19 protein-coding genes are annotated in these 24,099 nt (G+C 54.6%); 13 read left to right on the top strand and 6 right to left on the bottom strand.

Annotation, left to right across the window (positions count from 1 at the left end; genetic code table 11):
* Positions 1 to 152: 152 nt before the first annotated feature.
* The gene (locus tag JZ00_RS15195; RefSeq protein ID WP_039591843.1) at positions 153 to 818 is read left to right on the top strand and encodes a GntR family transcriptional regulator; all 666 of its coding nucleotides are present in this window, start codon (positions 153 to 155) and stop codon (positions 816 to 818) included.
* Here JZ00_RS15195 and JZ00_RS15190 read toward each other — a convergent pair.
* The 3 genes from JZ00_RS15190 to JZ00_RS15180 are packed head-to-tail and all read right to left on the bottom strand — an operon-like array spanning position 813 to position 3,453.
* On the bottom strand, positions 813 to 1,730 hold the full coding sequence (locus JZ00_RS15190; RefSeq protein ID WP_235433091.1) for a SphA family protein: 918 nt from the start codon (positions 1,728 to 1,730) through the stop codon (positions 813 to 815). The genes JZ00_RS15195 and JZ00_RS15190 overlap by 6 nt on opposite strands.
* A 22-nt stretch (positions 1,731 to 1,752) precedes the next feature.
* Positions 1,753 to 2,292, bottom strand: a complete 540-nt coding sequence (locus JZ00_RS31075) for a cupin domain-containing protein (RefSeq protein ID WP_160300875.1) — start codon at positions 2,290 to 2,292, stop codon at positions 1,753 to 1,755.
* Between the two features lie 45 nt (positions 2,293 to 2,337).
* Positions 2,338 to 3,453: an alcohol dehydrogenase catalytic domain-containing protein gene (locus JZ00_RS15180; RefSeq protein ID WP_082112093.1), complete on the bottom strand. Its 1,116-nt coding sequence runs from the start codon at positions 3,451 to 3,453 to the stop codon at positions 2,338 to 2,340.
* A 554-nt stretch (positions 3,454 to 4,007) separates the two neighbouring features.
* Between JZ00_RS15180 and JZ00_RS15175 the strand changes: the two genes are divergently transcribed.
* The 6 genes from JZ00_RS15175 to JZ00_RS15150 are packed head-to-tail and all read left to right on the top strand — an operon-like array spanning position 4,008 to position 13,757.
* Positions 4,008 to 4,208 (top strand): hypothetical protein, encoded by a 201-nt coding sequence (locus tag JZ00_RS15175; protein WP_039591846.1) that lies wholly within the window; start codon positions 4,008 to 4,010, stop codon positions 4,206 to 4,208.
* On the top strand, positions 4,201 to 5,106 hold the full coding sequence (locus JZ00_RS15170; protein ID WP_039591847.1) for a DUF4007 family protein: 906 nt from the start codon (positions 4,201 to 4,203) through the stop codon (positions 5,104 to 5,106). The genes JZ00_RS15175 and JZ00_RS15170 overlap by 8 nt, the downstream gene beginning before the upstream one ends.
* Complete coding sequence (locus tag JZ00_RS15165; RefSeq protein WP_039591848.1) at positions 5,099 to 8,560, top strand: hypothetical protein; 3,462 nt, start codon at positions 5,099 to 5,101, stop codon at positions 8,558 to 8,560. The genes JZ00_RS15170 and JZ00_RS15165 overlap by 8 nt, the downstream gene beginning before the upstream one ends.
* Complete coding sequence (locus JZ00_RS15160) at positions 8,538 to 9,365, top strand: phosphoadenosine phosphosulfate reductase family protein (protein ID WP_039591849.1); 828 nt, start codon at positions 8,538 to 8,540, stop codon at positions 9,363 to 9,365. The genes JZ00_RS15165 and JZ00_RS15160 overlap by 23 nt, the downstream gene beginning before the upstream one ends.
* Positions 9,366 to 9,381: 16 nt before the next feature.
* Entirely contained in the window at positions 9,382 to 11,784 is a 2,403-nt protein-coding gene (locus JZ00_RS15155) for a sensor histidine kinase (RefSeq protein ID WP_039591850.1), read from the top strand.
* Positions 11,781 to 13,757 carry a hypothetical protein gene (locus tag JZ00_RS15150; protein ID WP_152668438.1) on the top strand — a complete coding sequence of 659 codons (1,977 nt, stop codon included), beginning with the start codon at positions 11,781 to 11,783 and terminating at the stop codon, positions 13,755 to 13,757. Before JZ00_RS15155 ends, JZ00_RS15150 begins: the two co-directional genes overlap by 4 nt.
* 631 nt (positions 13,758 to 14,388) lie before the next feature.
* On the opposite strand, the gene JZ00_RS15145 is transcribed toward JZ00_RS15150, so the two are convergent.
* From JZ00_RS15145 to JZ00_RS15135, 3 genes are all read right to left on the bottom strand, one after another.
* Complete coding sequence (locus JZ00_RS15145; RefSeq protein ID WP_003204812.1) at positions 14,389 to 15,636, bottom strand: ribonucleotide-diphosphate reductase subunit beta; 1,248 nt, start codon at positions 15,634 to 15,636, stop codon at positions 14,389 to 14,391.
* Positions 15,637 to 16,126: 490 nt separating this feature from the next.
* Positions 16,127 to 16,342 (bottom strand): hypothetical protein, encoded by a 216-nt coding sequence (locus JZ00_RS15140; protein ID WP_039591852.1) that lies wholly within the window; start codon positions 16,340 to 16,342, stop codon positions 16,127 to 16,129.
* A gap of 30 nt (positions 16,343 to 16,372) precedes the next feature.
* Positions 16,373 to 16,636 (bottom strand): DUF2790 domain-containing protein, encoded by a 264-nt coding sequence (locus tag JZ00_RS15135; RefSeq protein ID WP_039591853.1) that lies wholly within the window; start codon positions 16,634 to 16,636, stop codon positions 16,373 to 16,375.
* A gap of 431 nt (positions 16,637 to 17,067) precedes the next feature.
* Between JZ00_RS15135 and acs the strand changes: the two genes are divergently transcribed.
* The 6 genes from acs to JZ00_RS15105 all read left to right on the top strand — a co-directional run bounded on the left by acs (position 17,068) and on the right by JZ00_RS15105 (position 23,794).
* Entirely contained in the window at positions 17,068 to 19,023 is a 1,956-nt protein-coding gene (gene acs / locus JZ00_RS15130) for an acetate--CoA ligase (RefSeq protein ID WP_039591854.1), read from the top strand.
* A 607-nt stretch (positions 19,024 to 19,630) separates the two neighbouring features.
* The gene (locus JZ00_RS15125; protein WP_039591855.1) at positions 19,631 to 20,404 is read left to right on the top strand and encodes an ABC transporter substrate-binding protein; all 774 of its coding nucleotides are present in this window, start codon (positions 19,631 to 19,633) and stop codon (positions 20,402 to 20,404) included.
* 90 nt (positions 20,405 to 20,494) lie between these two features.
* The gene (locus tag JZ00_RS15120) at positions 20,495 to 21,184 is read left to right on the top strand and encodes an ABC transporter permease (RefSeq protein ID WP_039591856.1); all 690 of its coding nucleotides are present in this window, start codon (positions 20,495 to 20,497) and stop codon (positions 21,182 to 21,184) included.
* Positions 21,181 to 21,879 (top strand): ABC transporter permease, encoded by a 699-nt coding sequence (locus JZ00_RS15115; protein ID WP_039591857.1) that lies wholly within the window; start codon positions 21,181 to 21,183, stop codon positions 21,877 to 21,879. The genes JZ00_RS15120 and JZ00_RS15115 overlap by 4 nt, the downstream gene beginning before the upstream one ends.
* Before the next feature lie 56 nt (positions 21,880 to 21,935).
* Positions 21,936 to 22,700 (top strand): ABC transporter ATP-binding protein, encoded by a 765-nt coding sequence (locus tag JZ00_RS15110; protein ID WP_039591858.1) that lies wholly within the window; start codon positions 21,936 to 21,938, stop codon positions 22,698 to 22,700.
* Between the two features lie 113 nt (positions 22,701 to 22,813).
* Positions 22,814 to 23,794, top strand: a complete 981-nt coding sequence (locus JZ00_RS15105) for a GlxA family transcriptional regulator (RefSeq protein ID WP_039591859.1) — start codon at positions 22,814 to 22,816, stop codon at positions 23,792 to 23,794.
* The last annotated feature ends 305 nt before the right edge of the window (positions 23,795 to 24,099 follow it).

Here is a 24,099-nt window from a genome sequence, read left to right as displayed (position 1 = left end):
CTCATCGTCGTATGGATTCACGCCTTGGAAATAGGGCGCGACGGATGACGAAGCGATTGGTGCGAAAATCTGGTTTACTATCCGAAATGCTAGTATGCAAGCCAGTTAGCGAAATGTTAAATCGCGCACTCAGTCCTAGGAAGATCACACCGATGCAAGTGGCAAACAAGAAGACCGCTATCTATCAGCACATTTTGGAACGCCTACTGAATCGTAGATATGCGTTCGGTGAAAAAATCCTGGTCAAGGAAATCAGCGAGGAAACGGGTGTCAGTCGTCAGCCAATCATGACCGCACTGAACAGCCTGCAGGAGAGGGGCTTTGTCGTGATCACTGCCCAGGTTGGATGTGAGGTTGTGCACCCTACACGTTTGGAAGTTGATGACTTTTACCAAATGTTTGCGAACAACGAAGCGCTTATCGCAGGGCTTGCTGCTGAGCGTGGCTCCCCTGATGATGTGCTGCGTATGTCCGAGATCAACGACAAAATTAGAAGCATCAATCCAGCTCACAGCGATGCTGCCGACAGTTATCGGAATTTGAACGTAGAATTCCATCGCGTGCTGCACTCAATGGCGAAATCGCCAATACTCTCGTCACGCCAAGTAGCAAATTTTGAGCTATCCGACTTTTTCATCGTGCAGACCTGCGGCTTCCAAGTGCACTTGGGGGCTGCTACTGATGAGCATGATGAGATTCTTGCAGCGCTGAAAACCAGGAACAAAAAGGCTGCAGCCAATGCGGCTGCGAGCCATATTCACAGTGTGGCGAAGGATGTCGTATCTAAAATGCCTGAGGCTGAGAAGCTAGCCTCATAGCGGGAACGCGAACTCAAGCCATACAGAGTCGCCTTTGGGACCGTTCTTGACCGCGGTCTCACGCATCCACTTGAGCACGACCCCTGACTTCTGATCAAACGCATAGAAGATTTGGGGGCCAACGGCGAATTTACTCAGCCGGTTCCCATCATCGAGGTCACCATGGTCGTAGCGATCATCGGTGACCTGCTTGGTGTAATATCCCACCAAACCCAGCTGAACCTTGGGATTGGACTGCAGCCTGTAGCCAAGCAGGTAGTCGACGTTGAACACGTTGCCCGAGCGGTAGTCGGTGTCGTCGTTCTTCGCATTGATGGTGAAGGTCGGTGCAATCGAGACCTCCCAGTTAGGGTGGGGGAACCAGGTTAGGTCAAATTCCTGGGTATAGCTCGCATAGCCTGGCGGGCTATTCGCTAACTTATTACCGTCATAGTTTCCCAATGGGACAAAGGCACTGAATCCCGTTAGCAAGTGCAAGTTTTCGGAAGGCGAGTAGCCGACATACAGAGGGGTAAGGTACAACTGCCTGAAGCCGGAGTCTGTATCACTGTTCCCGAATGCCTCAACCTTGATCTTGTTCGCTGACCCGATAATTCCGCTGCTGAGAGTAACGCCGCTATCGAATCTCACGTCCCACGTGTGCACCACTCGAATAGCTTGAACAAAATTCTCCAAGCTGAACCCTGGGACAGAGGATTTGCCACTGTTGTCTTTAAAGCTATCCGCCTTGTAGTAGGCGGTATAACTGTACAAAGAGGTTTCACCAGGTGGGGGCAGGATTGCCGGAAGAACGGTCTGTACGCCTAGCGGCCAAACGGTATCTCCACTTTCAGTACCGTAACATAGCGAAGAAACGAGCAAAGAGCATCCGAGCGCGCTAGCAACGCCGGCGCGTGTTACATAACTTTTCATTGTTATTATCCTATGTAATTTTTTACCGAGGGACGTGGGCGCCAATCAGGACGAATGTAACCAACGCAGGTTCGGTCCCGGGGTTTCGCCAAGCATGTATATTGCCTTGCTGCACCACGATGTCTCCGCTCGCGAGCTCCCTGATCTGGCCGTCGTCCAGTTCGAGAATGAGAGGGCCTTTGACCACAATGCCGTAGTCGACTGTCGGAGATGCGTGCATGCCTGGTCGTTCAGGGTCGAAGCATTCATACAGTCCAAGCAGGTGGCGTTGCTGCTCAGCATGGGCTTCCTCGGGATTGAAGTCCGAGGACTGGAAGATTGAGTCAGGCGGGAAGCTCACCGCCAGACACTTGGTTTCTCCAGGCTGAGGCAGCAGTGAAGAGCTGGCTTGAACTGGATCGTCAAATGCTTCAGGAAGGGACGGAGATGCCACCGTTTGCCATATTAAAGAAGTAGCGAATCCTGGTATATTTTTGTACTCATGGGTCTGAGGCGCGAAACCGTCGGCTAGGAATACAGCTTTACCATTCTGCGTGCCTGCAACTACTCGTCTCACTTTCATGTTGGATCTCCGACTGAGCGCCGCCCGATCGAGCGGCGCTGCGTTTCAGGTCAGGCTGGGATTGATTACAACGTTGGTGAAACCGCCTTTGCGGTCTGCTATCGCATCCATCGCCTCGTTCACCTGTTCGATGGCGAATACTTCCTGGTCGAATACCGACAGGTCCAAGGTGCCGGCGGCAGCCATCTCGGCCATGTCCTGACCTTCTGCCACGGTGAACCAGAGGGAGCCGATCACGCTGATCTGGAAGCACATGAGTTTGAACATCGGCACCGGCAAATCCTCAGACATCCCACCGATATCCACCATGCGGCCGCCACGGCGAAGCGCACCAATCGCCTCAACAGTCAGTTCATGCGGGGCCCCTGGACCAACCGCATCAATGAAGACGTCAACACCGAGCTCATCGGTATGCTTACGTACCCAATCACCCAGTGGCTCATCGCCGACGGAAATCGTGAAAATACGATCTGAGGCGAGAGCGCGAACTCGCTCCAAGAGTTGGCGGTTGCGAGCCATTGCGAAGATTTTTGTAGCCCCCATGGCCAAGGCAAGTAGGACGGCCCCGAGTCCTAGCGTTCCGGTGGCGCCACTGATCAGGACAGACTGACCAGAACACACGCCTGCTTTTCGAAGGGCCGAATAGGCGGTGCCGAGATAGCCAAACCGGCATCCTTGCTCGAAGGATATCGCTTCAGGGAGCTTGACCAAGCCCGATGCCGGCGCGGTCATGTATTGGCACAATCCGCCGTAGGGGTAGTCTTCGAAGATTTCTTGGGAGCCTGGGCCAAACCCGAAGTAGCCCTGGAAGGTGAACGCGGTGCAGTTGATATGCTGACCGCGCAAACAGGCATGACAGGAGCCGCAGCTACGGCCGGGGTTCACGTACACGCGGTCTCCGACTTTGATGCCGTGCACACCTTCACCCACCTCTTTAACGATGCCTGCAGCGTCCAAACCGTAGACCGCCGGCAGCTTCGGAAGCGGGAGGTAGGGGAACCAGGTGGAGTAGCTCTCGATGACATTGCGAAGGTTAGGCACCAAGTTGCAAGCCTTCACCTCAACAACTACGTCATGTGCACGTGGTTTCGGGACCTCGATCGAGTCGAGCTGGAAGGTCGGACCAACCTTATGCAGACGGGCAGCTTTCATCATGCTCATTTCTATCTTCCTTATTTTCATTGGGCCAGAGGCCGTGGGCGCAAAACAGGCAGACACCTCTAGCTCAAGAAAGCGAAAGGACTTAACTGCTTGGGAAAACGATTCGGATAAGACCTGCCATGATGGCGGCCTTTGGAGGATCGCTTCACGTGGAGGAGTGACGTGAAGGTTGAGGGGGCTTTGCACGCAATGCTGACCATGATGGGCACCGCTTGTTTGTATTTATGAACACATCATGCATCACTGGAATGCTAGCATGCAAGATGTCTTTCGATGGACGGAGCCAGTCTTGGCTGCTCCTGTTCGGCGCGCGTATTCATCGTCTCGATGGCCAGCGACCTGCGTCGATGCATTTCTACTCTGCGCATGCGTAATAGGCGGGCCGGACGTAGTATCATTTGGCCTTGATGCTTGGCTATCCTGTTGCCATCCGCTAATACGCTGAAAAATCTGCAAAAAACACTGTTTTTGACATTCTTAACGCTGCCGAATGACAGTCAGTAAAGTATCATTCAAGTATTCAAAGAGCCTGTTACCAGGCGTGGAGTACCAGAATGAAGGTGTTTTTTGATACCCGTAGGATCCAGAAGCTGGGGCGGGTAGCTCTCGGAGATCAGATACTGCGGAATGCCGGGCTGGAAGAGGGTGATCAGGTCGACATTTATTTTGATGCCGCGACCAAGCGCATCATCATTGAAGCGGCTGCACGTGATGCAGAACAGGAATCGGTCCAAGGAGAGGTGCGTAATGGCTGAGCCGCGGCGCGACGAGCGTTTTTCCGGACATGAGTCGTTTGTCTGTCGCTATGGGTGGTTGCCCAAGGTTCATACGGCTGTCAGCCAAGATCCCTATGCCCTCAAGGATGAAGCCCGAGCTACCCTGACATTGGGTATCGGCCGAAATATGGTTAAGTCGGTGCAGTTCTGGGCGGAGGCATTCGGTGTCCTGGAGGCGCGTACCCAGGGGGGAGGCTTGCAGTCCGGGCCGTTGGGTCGACTGTTGCTTAGTGACGATGGCTGGGATCCGTTCCTCGAACACCCTGAATCTTTATGGCTACTGCACTGGTGGATGTCTACTCGCGCGGATGTGGCGGTGTGGAACTTAGTCTTCGGCGCCGGAGGTTTCTCTCGCTTCGATCGCAAGACCCTGGTTAAGGCCCTGCAGACCCGCGCCGAAAATAATGGCAAGAAGCTTGCCGGCTCGACGCTAGAACAGCATGCCGGTCTGTTTTTGCAATCCTACAGACGCGAAGCCTCCGCGCTCGATGACACGTCTTGGTGTCCATTGCAGGATCTGGATCTGTTTGAGCAGGCCACCGCCGATGATGGGGCGACTGTCTACCTGATCGGTCGCAATGCTCCGCTAGGCATTACCAGCCGCGTCTTCCTGTTGTCCCTGAGTGATTACTCGCGCCGTGCGCAGGCGCGCAGCCTAAGCTTGGAGACCTTGTTGCACGGCCCATTCAGCCCCGGCGTTGTGTTCCGTCTAGATGAGTTTCAACTGCGTAGACTGCTGGAAAACGTGGAACGGGACTTCCCCAGCGCTGTGCGCTTTGTGGATACCGCTGATACCCAGCAAGTCATTTTTGAACCTGCCCAGATGCCCGAGTGGGCGCAGCAGTTGCAGACAGTACGGGATGATTTGAATGTCTGAGTTTTTGATTGAACAAATTGAGCTGGATGGTACGTTTCTTCGCTCGATCTCCCTTACTCGCGATCTGCATTCGCCGGAGTCGCTCGACAATTACCTCATCACTCCAGCGGTCCTTACGGTGCTGCGTCAGATCGGCGGCGCCCTTCATGCCGGAAGTGCACAGCGTGCGTGGAAGGTCATGGGACCCTATGGCAGCGGCAAGTCTGCCCTTGGGTTGTTGATTGCCCGTCTGCTCGATAGTAAGCATGCCGACGGCCCGCTCGCGCAGCAGTTGCACGAAGTCGCCCCTGAGATCGCGGCCGCTTTCCGCGCGCAAAATAACCGATTTGCGCTTGCTGTCTCGGGCTCACGTGTTTCCTTGGGCGAGGCGTTGGCCCAGGCGATGCTGGACGCCTTGGCGAGTCTGCCCAAGAGTCGCATAGCGACACAATTTGCACGGCAGGTTGATCTCGCGAGTTCGTCCTACCGCGAGTTACCGATCAACGCTGCGGTCGGAGCGATGCTGGGCGATTTTGTGGCAGTGGTTCAAACAGCTGGCTATCGCGGTGCTTTGCTGCTCGTCGATGAGTTGGGCAAGTTCATCGAGCACGCCGCGTTGCATCCCGAGGGTGGCGACTTGATGGCGTTGCAGCAGATCGCTGAAGCCGCCTCGCATTCGACCGATGACCGCCTTTTAGTAATGGCCATGCTGCACCAGCATTTCGATGCCTATGCACGGGGTGTGGGGCGGTCCCTATCCGAGGAGTGGCACAAGGTTTCGGCGCGCTTCGATGACGTGCCGTTCGACGAACCAGTAGAGCGTTACGCGTACTTCGCCAAGCATGCCTTGGCCGTCCAGGCACCGATCACCGAGAAGGTGGATTATCAGCAAAAGGCACGGAGCCTCTACGCCACCAGTGCAACGTTCAATTTCTTCCGAAGTATCGACGGAGATACCGTGCTGGGTCAGGCGGAGGTGCTGTACCCGCTGCACCCCGCTGCCCTTGCATCGCTCGCCGTGATCTCCAAACGCTTCGGCCAAAGTGAGCGTTCTTTCCATGCCTTCATGCGCGGGCATGAAGTCGGTGCTCTACGTGATTTTGCCACTACCACGGCAGCGAGTCCGGACGCTTGGTATACCCTGCCACATCTCTATGGCTATCTTGCCGCCGGCAGCGGACTGCACTTCCGGGATCTGGAGCAACAGCGTCGCTGGGATTTTGCTTGTTCGGTAATTGAACGCGGTGATGCGGATCTGTCCGAGCTGCAAGTTCAGTTGCTCAAAGCCTTGGCGGTCATCGAACTGGTTGCCGCCACGTTGCATGTGGTGACGACCGCCGAATTGCTGGCCTTCGCTGTGAAGAACGAAGCCGGTGCCGTCGAAGAGGTTCAGGACGCCCTGGCTGGATTGGCCTTCCGCTCCATCCTGCAGCACCGGCATGCCAATAATGACTACGTGTTTGCGGTGAGCACGGCCGTAAATATTGAGGCACTGTTTCAGGAGACCTTGCAGCGTTCTGAGCAGGAACTGATGTTCAGTGGCATTGCTCATGTTTTGTCTGACCGAAGTGTTATCGCAAGCCGCCATTACCAGCAGACGGGGACTTTGCGCTCGGCGCGTGTGGTAGCCGGCGCTCCTGAAACCATCAAGGCGGTCTTGGCTCAGCCTACGCAGCATGATGGAACCATTGGCTTGATGTTTGTCGATGCGGCGATGATTGAGCAGGTCAACAACGCTCAGCAGATCGTTGTCGAGATGCGCGACCCGCAGACCCTGAGCGCAATCATTCGCGTGGGGGAGCAGGAGCGGGCTGCGTTGATCGAATACTCGCGATGGGCCTGGGTGCACGACCAGGTAAAAAGCCGTCTTTTGGATCCTTGGACCGAGCGTCATGTGGAGACCCAACTGGGCCGGGCCAGGGAGCAGGTCGCTCGACTCGTCCTGGCGATCCTGAATCGTCAGCACGAGTCCAATAACAGTCTGAGCTACTGGTACGCTGGCGAGGTCGTCGTTGGCAGTCAGTCGATGAACATGAGTCAAGCGGCCTCTTGGTTGTTCGATAGCGTCTTCAACTCGGCGCCCGTCATCCACAATGAATTGATCAACAAAGACAAGCCGTCCTCGGCAATTACCCTGGCTCGACAGCGGCTCTTCGAGTTGTTGGACAAGAATGGTGATCAAGAGCTGCTGGGGCTCAGTGACTTCCCTCCTGAGCGTCTCCTGTACGGATCGTTGCTCCAGTCCACCCGCCTGCATCGCCAAGTGGGCAAGCGCTGGCAGTTGAGTGCTCCAGACAAAGATAGCGGTGAAGGGATCCGCAAGGTTTGGGCTGAGTTGGATGCGGCCCTCAAAGCCGATGACCAGATCAGCTTCGCAGACGTCATTGCGCGCCTCGCATTGCCACCGCTGGGCGTGCGCAACGGACCGGCTTCGATTTGGTGCGTCACCTATTTGCTGGTCAACCGCGACTCCTGTGCGATATTCGAGCGCGGCAGTTTGGTCATTGCAATGACACCGGAGCATTTGCAGCGGATGTTCCGTAGTCCGCAGACCTTCAAGCTCCGGAGGTTCGACACTGTCAGTGAACGGAAAGACTTGGTTCAGGACTATGCCGCCGCGCTGGCTAGCGTTGGGGTACAGGTCGGCATCGATGCGACGTACCTAGATGTCGCTCGGGAGATGATTCGCTGGTATATGCGGCTGCCTCAATATACCCAGGAAACACTGCGCGTCTCTCCTACCACCAAGGCCCTACGTGATGTACTCAAGCGAGCAACTGACCCTGTGGCTCTGCTGGCTCAAGATATTCCTCGGGTTCTTGCGGCTGGGCAAAGCAGCGCCGGTGGGGATTTCCGCACCTCGCTTGGCAATTCGCTGACCGAACTGGGCTTGGCTTTCAGGTATTTGCAAGATGAGATCAGTCAGGCGATGGGTCAAGCCTTTTCCATCGCAGGCTCGCTGAAACTGTTGCGTAGTCAACTGCAGGCTGAATGTGCCGATGTGGTGGGACGATTGGTGGAAGCTGATCTCAAGGCCTTCATCATGCGCTGCTCGGACATCACATTGACCGATGACAAGTGGCTCGACTCCATCGCGAGTGTGGTCGTCCACCGACCCTTGGATGTCTGGACGGATTCCCAGATTTCGTTGTTTGCCAGCCAGGTCAAGGCGCTTTGCAAACGTTACAAACGCTGGCTTCAGGTCGCCATGTCTGACGGTGAACTGGAGCGTCATACCCAGCGTTTTGTCGGTTTGACCCTGACGCTGCCCAGTGGTGAGGAGGCAGCGATGCTGCTGACCGCCGATACGGAAACTCAAAATGCTGCGGATCTCTTGGTTGAAGAGATGACACAGCAGGCAGGCGGTGATCGAGACCGTGTTGCTGCCACTCTGGCACAGGCGCTGATGAAACTTCAGAGCACGGCCAACACGGAAAAAAAGGAGAGGGCGCATGAGCAAAGAACCGCAGGTTAGACATATTCTCAGCCTGTCCGGTGGTAAGGACAGCGCGGCGCTGGCGATCTACATGCGTGACCGTGTGCCGGAGATGGAGTACATCTTCAGCGACACGGGCAAGGAACTGCCGGAAACTTACGACTATTTGCAGCGCCTAGAGAATTATCTAGGCAAGCCACTACATCGCTTGAATGCAGACCTAGGCTTTGATCATTGGTACACCATGTATGGCGGAATGATTCCTTCGAATCACCGCCGTTGGTGCACCAAAATGCTCAAGCTTAAACCATTTGAAGATTTCTGCGGCGATCAAACAGTGATCAATTACGTGGGGCTACGCGCGGAGGAGAATCGCTCGGGCTACATTAGCCACAAGACCAATATTAAGGCGGTCTACCCGTTCCAAGAAGACGGATTGATACTGCGTGACATCGAAGAGATTCTCCGAACCTCGGGGGTCGGTATGCCGCCCTACACCAAATGGGGACGTACGCGGTCTGGCTGCTTTTTCTGCTTCTATCAACAGAAGATCGAGTGGGTGCGTTTGAAGGAGACTCATCCTGATCTGTATGAAAAAGCAAAAGAATATGAAGTGCCGTTCGAAAAAACGGGAAACTTTTTTACATGGAGCCAAGGTGAAAGCCTCGCAGAGCTGGAAAAGCCTGAGCGCATGTCTCAGATAAAGCGTGACCATGCATTGCGTATTGAACGTCAGGCCCAGCGTAAAGATAACTCAACATTGATTGCTGTATTTTCTGATCATGAATCCACTGAAGCTCCTGATGATGATGACGATCAGGGATGTCTCGTTTGTCAGTTATAACTAAAGGATTATAAAATTGGCCGTCACATTCAAAGCGCGTGTCTTGTTAGAGTTAGGGGCGGAGCTGATTAGCTCTGACGCTGTAGCTCTTTATGAGTTGGTGAAAAACGCTATCGATGCGGGATCTCCGCATGTTGAGATATCTTTCGTTATCGTGCTGCAACGCTCGGCTTTTGATGAGCTTAACGAAATTCTCGATGCTGATTTGCCAGAAAGTGAAGTGCTTTCTTCGTTTATGCTGGGGGTCGATAGACTCATTGAGGCAGACGCACCTGAGGATGCTACGGCCAATTTTTATGCCGCTCTTGGCGGTGTGGATAGTGTTGATGATGCACGGGCTAAACTGGCAGAGGCCTACTTTTCATCAAATAAAATAGTCATTCGTGATTTTGGCCACGGAATGAATATTAATGCCCTGCACAAGTGCTACTTAACCGTTGGTACTCCGATGCGTGTGATTGAGCGGCAGACACGACAAAAGGGGAATAAAGGTATTTCAAGTGGTCCGCCAATTCTGGGTGAGAAAGGGATAGGTCGACTTTCAGCCATGCGGTTAGGGCATTACGTTTTTCTGGAAACTGCCGTCAAAGATGAACCTGAATGGAAGTGCTTGTGCTTAGATTGGCGGAAAATTTTTGCCGACCCTAATCTCGATGCTGATGCGCTTGACTACGAGCCATACCTCGGTGAAATAAAAGAGGATCCGGATTTTAGTGGGACTACTCTGACCATCAGAGACTTGCAGTCCGATTGGAACCTTGAAAAGCTTACTGCGCTTATCAATACCGAAATGGCAAAAATGGCAAATCCATTCATTTCGGCATTCTTTAACAAGTATTTCAGGTTCAGCTTTCAGGGGCAGAAGCAACAACTTGCTTTTTTCGAAAAAGTAAAGCTAAGTCATGCAGATGCAGTGTGCAAAGCAAGTTTTAGCAAGATTAGTGATGTTGTTAGCGAGAATCCGCTCGATAGCTGGGAGCTTAAAGTCGGTATTGAGTACAAAAGATATGGCGCGCAACGTGTGCATACATTTACTGGTGATCATCTCGCTGCCTGCGTTCGAGAGCAAGTGAAGAAGGGGCGAGCCAGTAGCGCTGTTGTGTCTAATGAAACCGTTACAAACGCGCTAAAATCTTTAGGCCCTTTCGATATGGAGTTTTGGTGGTTTAATCGGGGGCGAATCAGAAAAGAAAATAATGAATTGTGGAGTGGTGGGTTGGAGCGGTTTGTCCGTGCTTGGAGCGGCGGCCTTTTGGTATATCGCGATGGCTTCCGAGTTTATCCTTATGGTAGCGCCGCAGATGACTGGCTAGATTTGGACCGAAATGCGCTGTCGGCGTCCCAGTACAAACTGAACCGCGCTCAGATTGTCGGATACTTAAATATTGGAAAGGAAAGCAATCCTGAGCTTCATGATCAGACTAATCGGGAAGGTTTCCGGGATACGCCTGAAAAGGAAGCTCTTCGTAGACTGTTGCGCCATGTATTTATTACTGAGTGTCGGCGCTATTTGGAAAAAGTAGATAAGGAGCATAAGAGCGATCCTGAGGACACTGTAGAAGAACTTGAAGAACGACTGAATGGGTCGCAAAAAAATGCACTGAAAAGCCTGAAAGAACTTCAAGGTAGAGTTCCAGAAGAACAAGAGACGATCGAGAATATTAGATTTCAGCTTGCTGATATTCAGGATGCTTGGGAACGAGCAAAAATAACAATCAAGAATCACGACTCGGATATGGAACAGTATATTCATCTGGCTGGTGTAGGGCTTCAGGTGGAATTTATCTCTCACGAGTTGGCGAGGGTGACTGGCGATGCTCTCGATGTTCTTTCTCGGAAAGAGGATATCAATAATGAAGCTACTAAAAAATTTTTGCAGGCGCAGCTTAAAACTCTGAATAAGCGGGTGCGTGTCCTTGATATGCTGAGTATTCCTGGTCGGCAAACCAAGCAGTGGTCTGATTTAGAAGATATCAGCAGTCTTTTGTATGAAATGCATGAGGGGAAAATTGAACGGCACGGCATCGAATTTGTAATTGATGTTAAAGACGACTCACCCTTTAAGGTCAAGGTTGAACAAGGACAGATTTTACAAATCTTGGACAATCTGTTCAGCAACTCGTTCTATTGGTTGAAACATAGATTCAAGCGTAATGAGCCACCTAAGATTTCTATTGAGATTGACCGTGAAGCTCGTACGCTAACGTTTACCGATAACGGCCCTGGTGTCCCCGAGAGTATTTCAGACAGCATTTTTGACCCGTTCGTGACATCCAAGCCATCTAGTGAAGGTCGGGGCTTAGGGTTGTTCATTTCTCAACGGTTGGCTTCATATAACGAAGCGGAGTTGATGTTGGGAGAAAAGATTCAAGGGCGCTACAATTCGTTTGTCCTAAAGTTTAAGCAAGGAAAGGAATGATGTGCGATAGGGAGTATTTTAAGAAGTTCACAAATAAAGCTGTTATCGTTGATGATGGTTACAGGGACGTCAATTTAACCATGATTGATGGCAGTGACTTCCAAGAGTTTTTCGAACATGTGACAGACGCTGGGCATTGGGAGCATATGCAGCGCGATGTGTTTTCCAACTATCCAGGCCTACAGCCAGAAGGACTTATCGAACACGAGGGAGCGATCCGAACCGCTTGGGATTACTTTAACAGTGGATCATCGTCTAAGTATCCATGCTTGGAGATAATGTTCAGAACGCTGCTAATAGATGTGGGTGCGAGTACCGCTCCACTGAGACCGCTGGTAGACTACCTTGAAAATAACCTAGGATTGGAAGTCAAACGCTTTAGCTCTGTGGATGCGGCCTCCGATGAAATCAAAAGCTGTCGGTTGGTTTTTCTTGATTTCTATCTCTCGGCTGGAACTGCCGAAGATATGCTCCAAAAAATCGAGAGGCACCAAGCTCTGCTATCTAGTAAAGTTGATGATGGCAGTCCGCGTTTTGTATACCTGATGTCGACGCAGTTGCCAGGTAAACCGATACTTGAGCGTTTCAGAAAAATAACAAATATCAGAGAGGCACTTTTTAGTCCTGTTAATAAGGATTTGCTGAAATCTGATTGGATCAAAAGTGAGTTAGCCTTACGCGCTGATCGCTATCCAGATGTTGTTAAAGTTGAGTCCTTTTTGATGGCGTTCGAGGGGGCTGTTGAGTCATCATCTAAAAGTCTTATGAAGGATATTCGAGATCTGGAGCTCCATGATTTATCTGTTTTAGATAGCATGCGCCTCTATAAAGAGCAGGAAACATATGCAGAGTATCTCGGCTGGTTGTTTTCGGAAGCGTTGGCCGCGAAGATCAGAAACTCAAGTTGTTTACAGGGAGCAAGGAGTTCTGTAAACAATATAAAATTCACGCCATTTTCAGGGTTGCTAGAGCCTCGCTCTTTACTCTTTAAACTCTATTCAGAGATAGCTTTCTCCTATCCAGAGGAAGTGCCTGGTGTTCGGGCTATCCATTTTGGTGATGTTTTTTATCAAAAGTCTCATGCTCGAAGCCTCAAAAAATCTGACTTGTCTAATCGAGCAGCCTTGAAGCGGAATAAAGTAAAGAAATGGACGGGAGTACAATGTCGTGAGGATGAGTCCTCGTGCGTCTCGGTAAAACAAGATACCGACCAAGTTTTTTTGGTTATCTCTCCTGCTTGTGATCTTATTCGTTGCGCATCGGATACCTATCAGGTTACTTGTGTAAGGGGAAAAGTGGAACACTCTGCTCCACGGCTAGCAGATCTTTTTGATCAAAAACATGTTTTTGGTGAAAATAAGCATTTGATGCGAGTGGAAGTGGGCAGTGATGAGAAGTATGAGGTCATTAACTGGACTCCAAAAGACATCATTACGATTTCTTTCGGTGATCTCCGGAATATGCGCTCGTATGGCAAGAAGGCTCGTATGAATGAGCTTTTCTGTCATGAAATTAAAGAAGAGGCCCTTAGGGTGTTAGGTCGCGTTGGTGTCCCAGTCGATCCTTCTTTTTCGATTCCGTTGGGTGCCGCGTTTAATTTTAAGATGACTGATGGATCGTTGGTAAAGCTGGTTGCTCCGTCAAGCCAATTTGTTTCAGCTGTACGTTTGGCTGGAAATAAAATTAATGAGCGAAAAATTATTTTCACTCAGGAGTTTAAGTCTTGGTTTGTTTCGGCTGTTCGGGATCACTTTGGCCAAAGAAATATGTTGAAGAACGTAGCGGCAATTGCAGGTTTTTTTGATCAGAGCTCGAATGTTGAATTCAATCTCGAGAAAAAACAAGAACCGGCTTTGCTCAACGGAATGGGCAAACTAATTTATCTGAATCAATATTCCGATGATCAGCTTGTTGTTGATCTTGGGCTTTATGTATTTCCTTGGGAGGAGGCAGTTCAAGCGGTAGCGAGCTAAGATTCTAAAGGGAGAGCCTCCCGGCCCTTCGGATCGTGAGGCTTGAATGTACCTAATATTTGACCGAATGTGGATATTCACTTAGGTAGAGTGTAAGTTCGTCTTTTCCTTCGCCCCTTATAGACGTGCTATGGTCTTCATTAGGTATGAAAACTGTATGGGACCTTGGGTAATTCTTGACTGCCCAATAGACAGTGCTCAAAGAGGCCCATGGGAGGACAATCGTGCCTTCCGCAAATGAGCATTTCGTGTCAGTTGTCGAGAGGTAGTACGTGCAGGATCTGCCATCGTTTAATTTTATCGATAGACGGCGATTTTTAAAAAGTTGTGCTGAGAATTCTCTTCCGAGTATTCGCTCCAGCGAGTCATTCAATCCTTTGATACTACTAGGTGAGACGAGAAGAACATGGTCGCTAAGAGATGTCGCGTATTGAATGGCCCGCAATAGCTCATTGTCGCGATCACTTGGGTTGGTTGAGTGATATTGCATTATTAACTCGTCCTGAGAATGTTAATAAAAAGCCACCTCAAACGCTTCTTCTCGCTGAGGTGGCTTGCGGCTTTGCGATCTCGTATTTCAGTTTATGCTGAAAAAAATTCAGGCTGTCGTGAAAAACTACGAGTAACATCATCAATCCCAGCTCAAAGCCCCACCCGTCTGATACTCAATCACGCGCGTCTCAAAGAAATTCTTCTCTTTCTTCAAGTCCATGATCTCGCTCATCCAAGGGAACGGGTTAGTCGTCCCTGGGTACTCTTCCTTCAAGCCAATCTGCGACAAGCGACGGTTGGCGATGAACTTGAGGTAGTCCTCCATCATCGCCGCGTTCATGCCCAACACGCCGCGAGGCATGGTGTCGCGGGCGTATTCGATTTCCAGTTGGGTCCCTTGCAGGATCATCTGGGTCGCTTCTTCCTTCATCTCGGCGTCCCACAGGTGTGGGTTTTCGATCTTGATCTGGTTGATCACGTCGATGCCGAAGTTCAGGTGCATGGATTCGTCGCGCAGGATGTACTGGAACTGCTCGGCGACGCCGGTCATTTTGTTGCGGCGGCCCATGGAGAGGATCTGGGTGAAGCCGCAGTAGAAGAAGATGCCTTCCAGGACGCAGTAGTAAGCGATCAGGTTGCGCAGCAGCTCTTTGTCGGTGTCCGGGGTGCCGGTTTCGAACTTCGGATCGGAGATCGAACGGGTGTATTTCAGGCCCCAGGCGGCTTTTTTCGCGACCGATGGGATCTCGTGGTACATGTTGAAGATCTCGCCTTCATCCATGGCCAGCGATTCGATGCAGTACTGGTAGGCGTGGGTGTGGATCGCCTCTTCGAACGCCTGGCGCAGGATGTACTGGCGGCATTCCGGGTTGGTGATCAGGCGGTACACGGCCAGGACCAGGTTGTTGGCAACCAGGGAGTCGGCGGTGGAGAAGAAGCCCAGGTTGCGCATCACGATGCGGCGTTCGTCGTCGGTCAGGCCTTCCGGGTTTTTCCAGAGGGCGATGTCGGCGGTCATGTTGACTTCTTGCGGCATCCAGTGGTTTGCGCAGCCGTCCAGGTACTTCTGCCAGGCCCAGTCGTATTTGAATGGCACGAGCTGGTTGAGGTCAGCGCGGCAGTTGATCATGCGCTTTTCATCGACGGCGACACGGGCGGAGGCGCCTTCGAGTTCGGCGAGGCCTTCGGCGACGTCGAGTTTGTCGAGGGCGGCCTTGGCGCGAATGATCGCGGCCGAGTCGCTGGCCGTCACGGCCCGGGCTTCGAGGGCGGCGGCACCGCCGGCGCTGTCGAGGCGGTCCATGTTGGCTTCAGAAGCATGGCCGGCGTTGGCGCCTTTTACAGCTACTTCGCCGTCTTCTTTGTCGAATTCGTCCCAGCTCAGCATGACGTGTCGTCTCCTGCGTGAGGGCCAGATGCCCGATGAAGGCCTACTGGCCGCGGTGGATCTTGGAAAAATCGTTTGTTGCAGCAGCTGACGCAGGCAATAAACAGAAAAATGTACGGGTCATTCCGGAGCGGCGGTGAACGCGAGGAGGCGATTGGCCCCTGCGTCGGCTCCAGGCTGGCGTGATCCCCTGTAAGGGAATATTGCAGGCCCGTTTAAGGCGGCATTATAAGGATATTTTTGCCTACGTGGTGCGGCGAAATAGCTCACAGAAGGGGCGGCGGGCGGGATATTCGCGTGGGAGCGAGGGTTTACAAGGCTTTGACCGCTTGAGATTTTTTTTGCATGAAGCGGATCGCGGATTTTTTTGATCAAAAAACCAGCGTTTTTTGCAGTTTCGCACTACATGTTGTGTTTGTGGAGGGTTTTCAGCGGTTCCAGACACAACCTGGCCCGACCGAAATCGGGCCATGGAAGTTGCCAGTAATGATCAGTCGGTGCGCGCCGAATCGACATGATCGCGGTCATCGGTGGCGACGGTCGTCGTGTGTGTGCGGTCGTGATCGTCGGTGGTGATCGTGGTGGTATCCGCTAAGTCGTAGCGCTTGATTGCGGCAGCGGAACCGGTGCGATCAAAACCGTCGGCGGCGAAGGCATTGGCAGCCAATGCAGACAAGGCCAGGGTGAGGATCAGTTTGCTTTTCATGAAGGTTGCTCCTGGTTTCGATTGGATTGATCAGCCGTTGGAGCAACCGGTGCCCATGACGCTGTAGCGCAGGATGTGGCGCTGACCCTTGGAGTCGTCATATTCCATCTTCGCCGGGACCACCTCGCAGACATTCGGGATGTCGCTCATGTAGATGACTTTGGCGATGTCCAAGTGGGTGGAATAGGTGTACTCCTCAATGACCGGTTTTTGCTGTGCGACATCGGTCGGGGCCTCATCCGCCATCGCGGTGGCGCAAAGGCTGCCGAGGACCAGAACCCATAAAGCTTTCATCTGTATTTCACCTTTTCTGAGGTCGAGTGGGGTCACGCAACCTTTTTGGGGTTGCGTGTGGAGCAAGTATTGGAAGTTGGATCAACGGCCTTCGTGGGGGCTGTGTTGCGTCAATCGTGTTTGCCGGTTGGCGAGGTGGATTCTAGGAGCCAGGGGCGAGGCTAAACAGACTCGGTTTTGATAAACACTGTTGGTTGATCTGGTAATAATCGTGATAGGAAGCGGTGGCTGCCTGTTACATTGGGTTGGATCTACCGCCACCTTCGCGAGCAAGCCCGCTCCCACACAAAAATGCCAGCAGGCAGGGGTTTGCACGTTAGTACCGACATTTTGTAGGGACTTGTTACTACCATCGTCGAATGGTTCTATAGGCCCGCCCCGAGCTACAACGGAACCATACAAAAACAACTATTGTCACCGAGGTAAGAAAGATGAGTGCGGCTTCTGTGTATCCCGTTCGTCCCGAGGTAGCGGCCAATACGCTGACTGACGAGGCGACCTACAAGGCCATGTACCAGCAGTCGGTCGTCAACCCCGATGGCTTCTGGCGCGAGCAGGCCAAGCGCCTCGATTGGATCAAGCCTTTCACCACGGTGAAGCAGACGTCCTTCGACGATCACCATGTCGACATCAAGTGGTTCGCCGATGGCACCTTGAACGTTTCCTACAACTGCCTCGACCGTCACCTGGCCGAGCGCGGCGATCAAATTGCGATTATCTGGGAAGGCGATGACCCGTCCGAGAGCCGCAACATCACCTATCGCGAGCTGCACGAAGAAGTCTGCAAGTTCGCCAACGCCCTGCGCGGCCAGGACGTGCACCGCGGCGACGTGGTGACCATCTACATGCCGATGATCCCTGAAGCCGTGGTCGCCATGCTGGCCTGCGCCCGCATCGGTGCGATTCACTCGGTGGTGTTCGGCGGTTTCTCCCCCGAAGCCCTGGCCGGCCGGATCATCGACTGCAAATCCAAAGTGGTGATCACCGCCGACGAAGGCATTCGCGCCGGCAAGAAGATCCCGCTCAAGGCCAACGTCGATGATGCGCTGACCAACCCGGAAACCAGCAGCATCCAGAAGGTCATCGTGTGCAAGCGCACGGCGGGCAACATCAAGTGGAACCCGCACCGTGACATCTGGTACGAAGACCTGATGAAGGTGGCCGGTACCGTCTGCGCACCGAAGGAAATGGGCGCCGAAGAAGCGCTGTTCATCCTCTACACCTCCGGTTCCACCGGCAAGCCCAAGGGCGTGCAGCACACCACGGCTGGCTACTTGTTGTACGCGGCACTGACCCATGAGCGCGTGTTCGACTACAAGCCGGGCGAGGTCTACTGGTGCACCGCCGACGTGGGTTGGGTGACTGGCCATAGCTACATCGTCTACGGCCCGCTGGCCAACGGCGCGACCACGCTGCTGTTCGAAGGCGTGCCGAACTATCCGGACATCACCCGGGTGGCCAAGGTCATCGACAAGCACAAGGTCAGCATCCTCTACACCGCACCGACCGCGATCCGCGCGATGATGGCCTCGGGCACCGCCGCGGTCGAAGGCGCCGATGGCAGCAGCCTGCGCCTGTTGGGTTCGGTGGGCGAGCCGATCAACCCGGAAGCCTGGGACTGGTACTACAAGAACGTCGGCAAGGAGCGTTGCCCGATCGTCGACACCTGGTGGCAGACCGAAACCGGTGGCGTGTTGATCAGCCCGTTGCCAGGCGCCACGGCGCTGAAGCCGGGTTCGGCCACGCGTCCGTTCTTCGGCGTGGTACCGGCGTTGGTGGACAACCTCGGCAACCTGATCGAAGGTGCCGCCGAAGGCAACCTGGTGATCCTCGATTCGTGGCCAGGCCAGGCGCGTACGCTGTACGGCGACCATGACCGTTTTGTCGACACCTACTTCAAGACCTTCAGTGGCATGTACTTCACCGGTGACGGTGCCCGACGCGACGAGGATGGCTACTACTGGATCACCGGTCGGGTGGATGACGTGCTCAACGTCTCCGGCCACCGTATGGGCACCGCCGAGATCGAAAGCGCCATGGTCGCCCACCCGAAAGTCGCCGAAGCGGCGGTGGTGGGTGTGCCGCACGACATCAAGGGGCAGGGCATTTATGTCTACGTCACCCTCAATGCCGGCGAAGAGACCAGCGAGGCCCTGCGCCTGGAACTGAAGAACTGGGTGCGCAAGGAGATCGGTCCGATTGCTTCGCCGGATGTGATCCAGTGGGCGCCGGGGCTGCCGAAGACCCGTTCCGGCAAGATCATGCGCCGCATCCTGCGCAAGATCGCCACGGCGGAGTACGACGGCTTGGGTGATATCTCCACCCTGGCCGACCCGGGCGTGGTGGCGCACCTGATCGAGACGCACAAGACCATGAACGTCGCCTGACGGCCGCGTGTAACACCGAAAAGCCCCGCCCGGTATTTGCCGGGCGGGGCTTTTTTACGGGCGCGCTGGGAGGGCTTGAAATGTGGTGCCTTTGTGGTGAGGGAGCAAGCTCCCTCGCCATGGGCTTGGTGGATGAATAAATATCGGCGTTTAAAGTGGGAGATGTCTGAGCGTTACCGGTGTTTGTGAAATGTGTAACCAAAGGCGCCATAACGGGGCGATGTGAAACGCGAAGCCCCGTCATAGGGCGGTTTCAGGTGTCTCTGAAAATAAGCCGACACGCTGTGCTTGCCGGATTAGAAGGGTTTGCGAATAATGGGCCCGCTATTTGCAGCATAGATCGGTTTCCCTTCTTTTGCTCTTGCATGAATTTGCTGGGCTGTCAATGTGCTCGAACAGCTTTCTCAGTGCTTCTGTAATTTGTTGTCGCATTGAAGAAATATCGACTTCGGGCCTGTCGTTAGAATGCCGATCACTCGCTCGTCGTGGCTCGCGTTGGATAAATCGTGAGCTTCCTAGGACGCAGCACCAAAGTTCGTTTCACCCATTCGCATATTGGGCTGTTGCTCACTCTGCCGTTTTTGCCCTTTACCGATGGAGTCCCAAGATGAAGAAACTTGTGCTGCTTGGCGCCCTGGCACTGTCCGTGCTGTCCCTGCCGACCTTCGCTGATGAAAAACCCCTGAAGATTGGTATCGAAGCGGCTTACCCTCCGTTCGCCTCGAAAGCCCCGGATGGCAGCATCGTCGGTTTCGACTACGACATCGGCAATGCGCTGTGCGAAGAGATGAAGGTCAAGTGCGTGTGGGTCGAGCAAGAGTTCGACGGCCTGATCCCGGCGCTCAAGGTCCGCAAGATCGACGCGATCCTGTCGTCCATGTCGATCACCGAAGATCGCAAGAAATCCGTTGATTTCACCAATAAGTACTACAACACCCCGGCTCGTCTGGTGATGAAGGCCGGTACTCAGGTCGGTGACAACCTGGCTGAGCTCAAGGGCAAGAACATCGGCGTGCAGCGCGGTTCGATCCACGAGCGTTTCGCCCGTGAAGTCCTGGCCCCGCTGGGTGCCGAGATCAAACCGTACGGTTCGCAGAACGAGATCTACCTGGATGTGTCCGCCGGCCGCCTCGACGGCACCTTGGCAGACGCTACGCTGTTGGATGACGGCTTCCTCAAGACCGATGCCGGCAAGGGCTTCGCGTTCGTCGGCCCGGCCTTTACCGACGTCAAGTACTTCGGCGACGGCGTCGGCATCGCGGTGCGCAAGGGCGATGCGTTGAAGGACAAGATCAACGGCGCGATCGCGGCCATTCGCGAGAACGGCAAGTACAAGCAAATCCAGGACAAATACTTCGCCTTTGATATCTACGGCAAGTAACCACGTCCCGCCACTCGGGCGAAATGGCGCAAGCAACAGGAACTCTGCGGTTTGCGCCATTTTTTCATCCCACTTTCGAGGACCTGAATCATGTTGAAAGGCTACGGGGCTGTCATCCTCGATGGCGCATGGTTGACGCTTCAGCTCGCCTTGTCGTCCATGGCCCTGGCCATCGCCCTGGGGTTGATCGGCGTCGCCTTGCGCCTCTCGCCGGTGCGTTGGCTGGCGTGGCTGGGCGATCTGTATGCCACGGTCATCCGTGGCATTCCCGACCTGGTGCTGATCCTGTTGATTTTCTATGGCGGCCAGGACCTGCTCAACCGTGTGGCGCCGATGCTCGGCTATGACGACTATATCGACCTGAACCCGCTGGCGGCCGGCATCGGCACCCTGGGCTTCATCTTCGGTGCGTACCTGTCGGAAACCTTCCGCGGTGCCTTCATGGCGATCCCCAAGGGCCAGGCCGAGGCGGGCATGGCGTACGGCATGAGCGGCTTCCAGGTGTTCTTCCGGGTGCTGGTGCCGCAAATGATTCGCCTGGCGATCCCGGGCTTCACCAACAACTGGCTGGTGTTGACCAAGGCCACCGCACTGATTTCCGTGGTGGGCCTGCAAGACATGATGTTCAAGGCCAAGCAGGCGGCGGATGCCACTCGCGAGCCTTTCACCTTCTTCCTCGCAGTGGCGGCGATGTACCTGGTGATCACCAGTGTCTCGTTGCTGGCGTTGCGTCACCTTGAGAAGCGCTACTCGGTAGGCGTAAGGGCGGCTGATCTATGATCTTCGACTACAACGTCATCTATGAAGCCTTGCCGCTGTACTTCAGTGGCTTGCTGACCACCCTGAAGCTGTTGGCCCTCTCGCTGTTCTTCGGCCTCCTGGCGGCGCTGCCCCTGGGGCTTATGCGGGTGTCGAAGCAGCCGATCGTCAACATGACGGCTTGGCTCTATACCTACGTGATCCGCGGCACGCCGATGCTGGTGCAGCTGTTCCTGATCTACTACGGGTTGGCGCAGTTCGCCGTCGTGCGCGAAAGCTTCCTCTGGCCGTGGCTGTCCAGCGCGACGTTCTGTGCGTGCCTGGCGTTCGCCATCAACACCAGCGCCTACACCGCCGAAATCATCGCCGGCAGCCTGCGGGCCACGCCCAATGGCGAGATCGAGGCGGCCAAGGCCATGGGCATGTCGCGCTACAAGCTGTATCGCCGGATCCTGCTGCCATCGGCCCTGCGCCGCGCGCTGCCGCAATACAGCAACGAAGTGATCATGATGCTGCAGACCACCAGTCTTGCCTCCATCGTGACCTTGATCGACATCACCGGTGCCGCGCGCACGGTGAACGCGCAGTACTACTTGCCGTTCGAGGCCTACATCACGGCCGGCGTTTTCTACCTGTGCCTGACCTTCATCCTGGTGCGCCTGTTCAAGCTGGCCGAGCGCCGTTGGCTGGGTTACCTGGCTCCGCGCAAGCACTGATAACGCATCGATCCGATCGACTGCACAACGACTGACGTTTTGTGAGAACCGACCGCATGTACAAGCTTGAAGTCCAAGACCTGCATAAACGCTATGGCAGTCACGAAGTGCTCAAGGGCGTGTCCCTGAAAGCCGCCGCTGGCGATGTGATCAGCATCATCGGCTCCAGTGGCTCCGGCAAGAGTACCTTCCTGCGTTGCATCAACCTGCTTGAGCAACCTCATGCCGGCAAGATCCTGCTCAACAACGAAGAGCTGAAGCTGGTGGCGGGCAAGGATGGCGCGATGAAGGCCGTGGACCCCAAGCAGCTGCAGCGCATGCGTTCGCGGTTGTCGATGGTGTTCCAGCATTTCAACCTGTGGTCGCACATGACCGCGCTGGAAAACATCATGGAAGCGCCTGTTCATGTACTGGGCGTGGCCAAGGCTGAAGCGCGGGAGAAGGCCGAGCATTACCTGAACAAGGTTGGCGTGGCCCATCGCAAGGACGCCTACCCGGGCCACATGTCCGGCGGGGAGCAGCAGCGCGTGGCGATCGCCCGTGCGCTGGCGATGGAGCCTGAAGTGATGCTGTTCGACGAGCCGACCTCGGCGCTGGACCCGGAATTGGTCGGCGACGTGCTCAAGGTCATGCAGGCCCTGGCCCTGGAAGGTCGGACCATGGTGGTGGTGACTCACGAAATGGGCTTTGCCCGTGAAGTGTCGAACCAGTTGGTGTTCCTGCACAAAGGCATCGTCGAAGAAAGTGGCAACCCGCGCGAAGTGCTGGTCAATCCACAATCGGAGCGCTTGCAGCAATTCCTGTCGGGCAGCCTCAAGTAATCGCTCCCGTTACGCACCTGACTTGAGTCATGCTGCGCGCCATGCGCCAGATGGTCTAATTTGGTTGCAGCCGCTTTTGGCTTTAACACTGTTTTCGCTTCGGATTGCCCGCCATGACTGCCCATCGAATAGGTTTCCTGATTTGGCCCAGCACTAAAGCCTTGACGCTGGCGCTGGCCGAGGAGGCCTTGCGTGTCGCTCAGCGAGTGCATCCGGATGTGGTCTACGAACTGTCGTTCCTGCAAGCAGAGCCGCCAGTCGATGGGGCTTGGCAACTGCCGGGCGAACCTTGGGCTGGCAAGCTTGAGGGCCTGCAGAAGCTGTTCCTGATTGCCGATGAACCGCCAACCACGCTGGCCTCGCCATTGAGCAGCGCGCTCAAGCAGTTGGTGCGCGCCGGTTGTGTCATCGGTGGTTTGTCCGCCGGCGTCTATCCCCTGGCACAGTTGGGCTTGCTCGACGGTTATCGGGCTGCCGTGCACTGGCGCTGGCAGGATGATTTTTCCGAGCGTTTCCCCAAGGTCATCGCCACCAGTCATTTGTTTGATTGGGATCGTGATCGCCTGAGTGCCTGCGGCGGTATGTCGGTGCTGGACCTGTTGCTGGCGGTGCTGGCGCGCGATCACGGCGCGGAATTGGCCGGCGCGGTTTCGGAAGAACTGGTGGTCGAGCGCATTCGCGAAGGGGGCGAGCGCCAGCGCATCCCGCTGCAGAACCGTCTCGGCTCCAGCCATCCGAAGCTCACCCAGGCTGTTCTACTAATGGAAGCCAACATCGAGGAGCCGCTGACCACCGACGAAATCGCCCAGCATGTGTGCGTCTCCCGTCGTCAACTGGAGCGGATCTTCAAGCAATACCTCAATCGTGTGCCAAGCCAGTATTACCTGGAGCTGCGCCTGAACAAGGCCCGCCAGATGCTGATGCAGACCAGCAAATCCATCATCCAGATCGGCCTGTCCTGCGGTTTTTCTTCAGGTCCTCATTTTTCCAGCGCATACCGCAACTTCTTCGGCGCCACGCCGCGGGAAGACCGCAACCAGCGGCGCAGCAGCAGCCCGTTCGAATTGTCCTCGGTGCCGTCCGAACGCGGGTAGGGCAGGCACAACTTCTGTATGAGTAGGGCATATAGCCCTGTGGCGAGGGGATTTATCCCCGCTGGGGCGCGAAGCGCCCCTGAAGCCAGGCAGCTCGGTGTGTCAGATGGATAGCGTTAACTGTCTTGGGGCTGCTGCGCAGCCCAGCGGGGATAAATCCCCTCGCCACAGTTGTAATGGAAATCTGGATGCCGACACCTCAAATCCTGCCACAACGTTTAAACTGCGCCTTTGCGACGTTATTTGTCGCATTGCCGTAAACCCGCGAAAAACGTGGGTTGGCGCTATAAGAAGTTGTCGCTTGG

It is taken from the genome of Pseudomonas frederiksbergensis (assembly GCF_000802155.2).
Taxonomy (GTDB): Bacteria; Pseudomonadota; Gammaproteobacteria; order Pseudomonadales; family Pseudomonadaceae; genus Aquipseudomonas; species Aquipseudomonas frederiksbergensis_A.
Note: the sequence above shows the minus strand (reverse complement) of the source record. Positions and strands in the feature narration are given on the sequence as shown.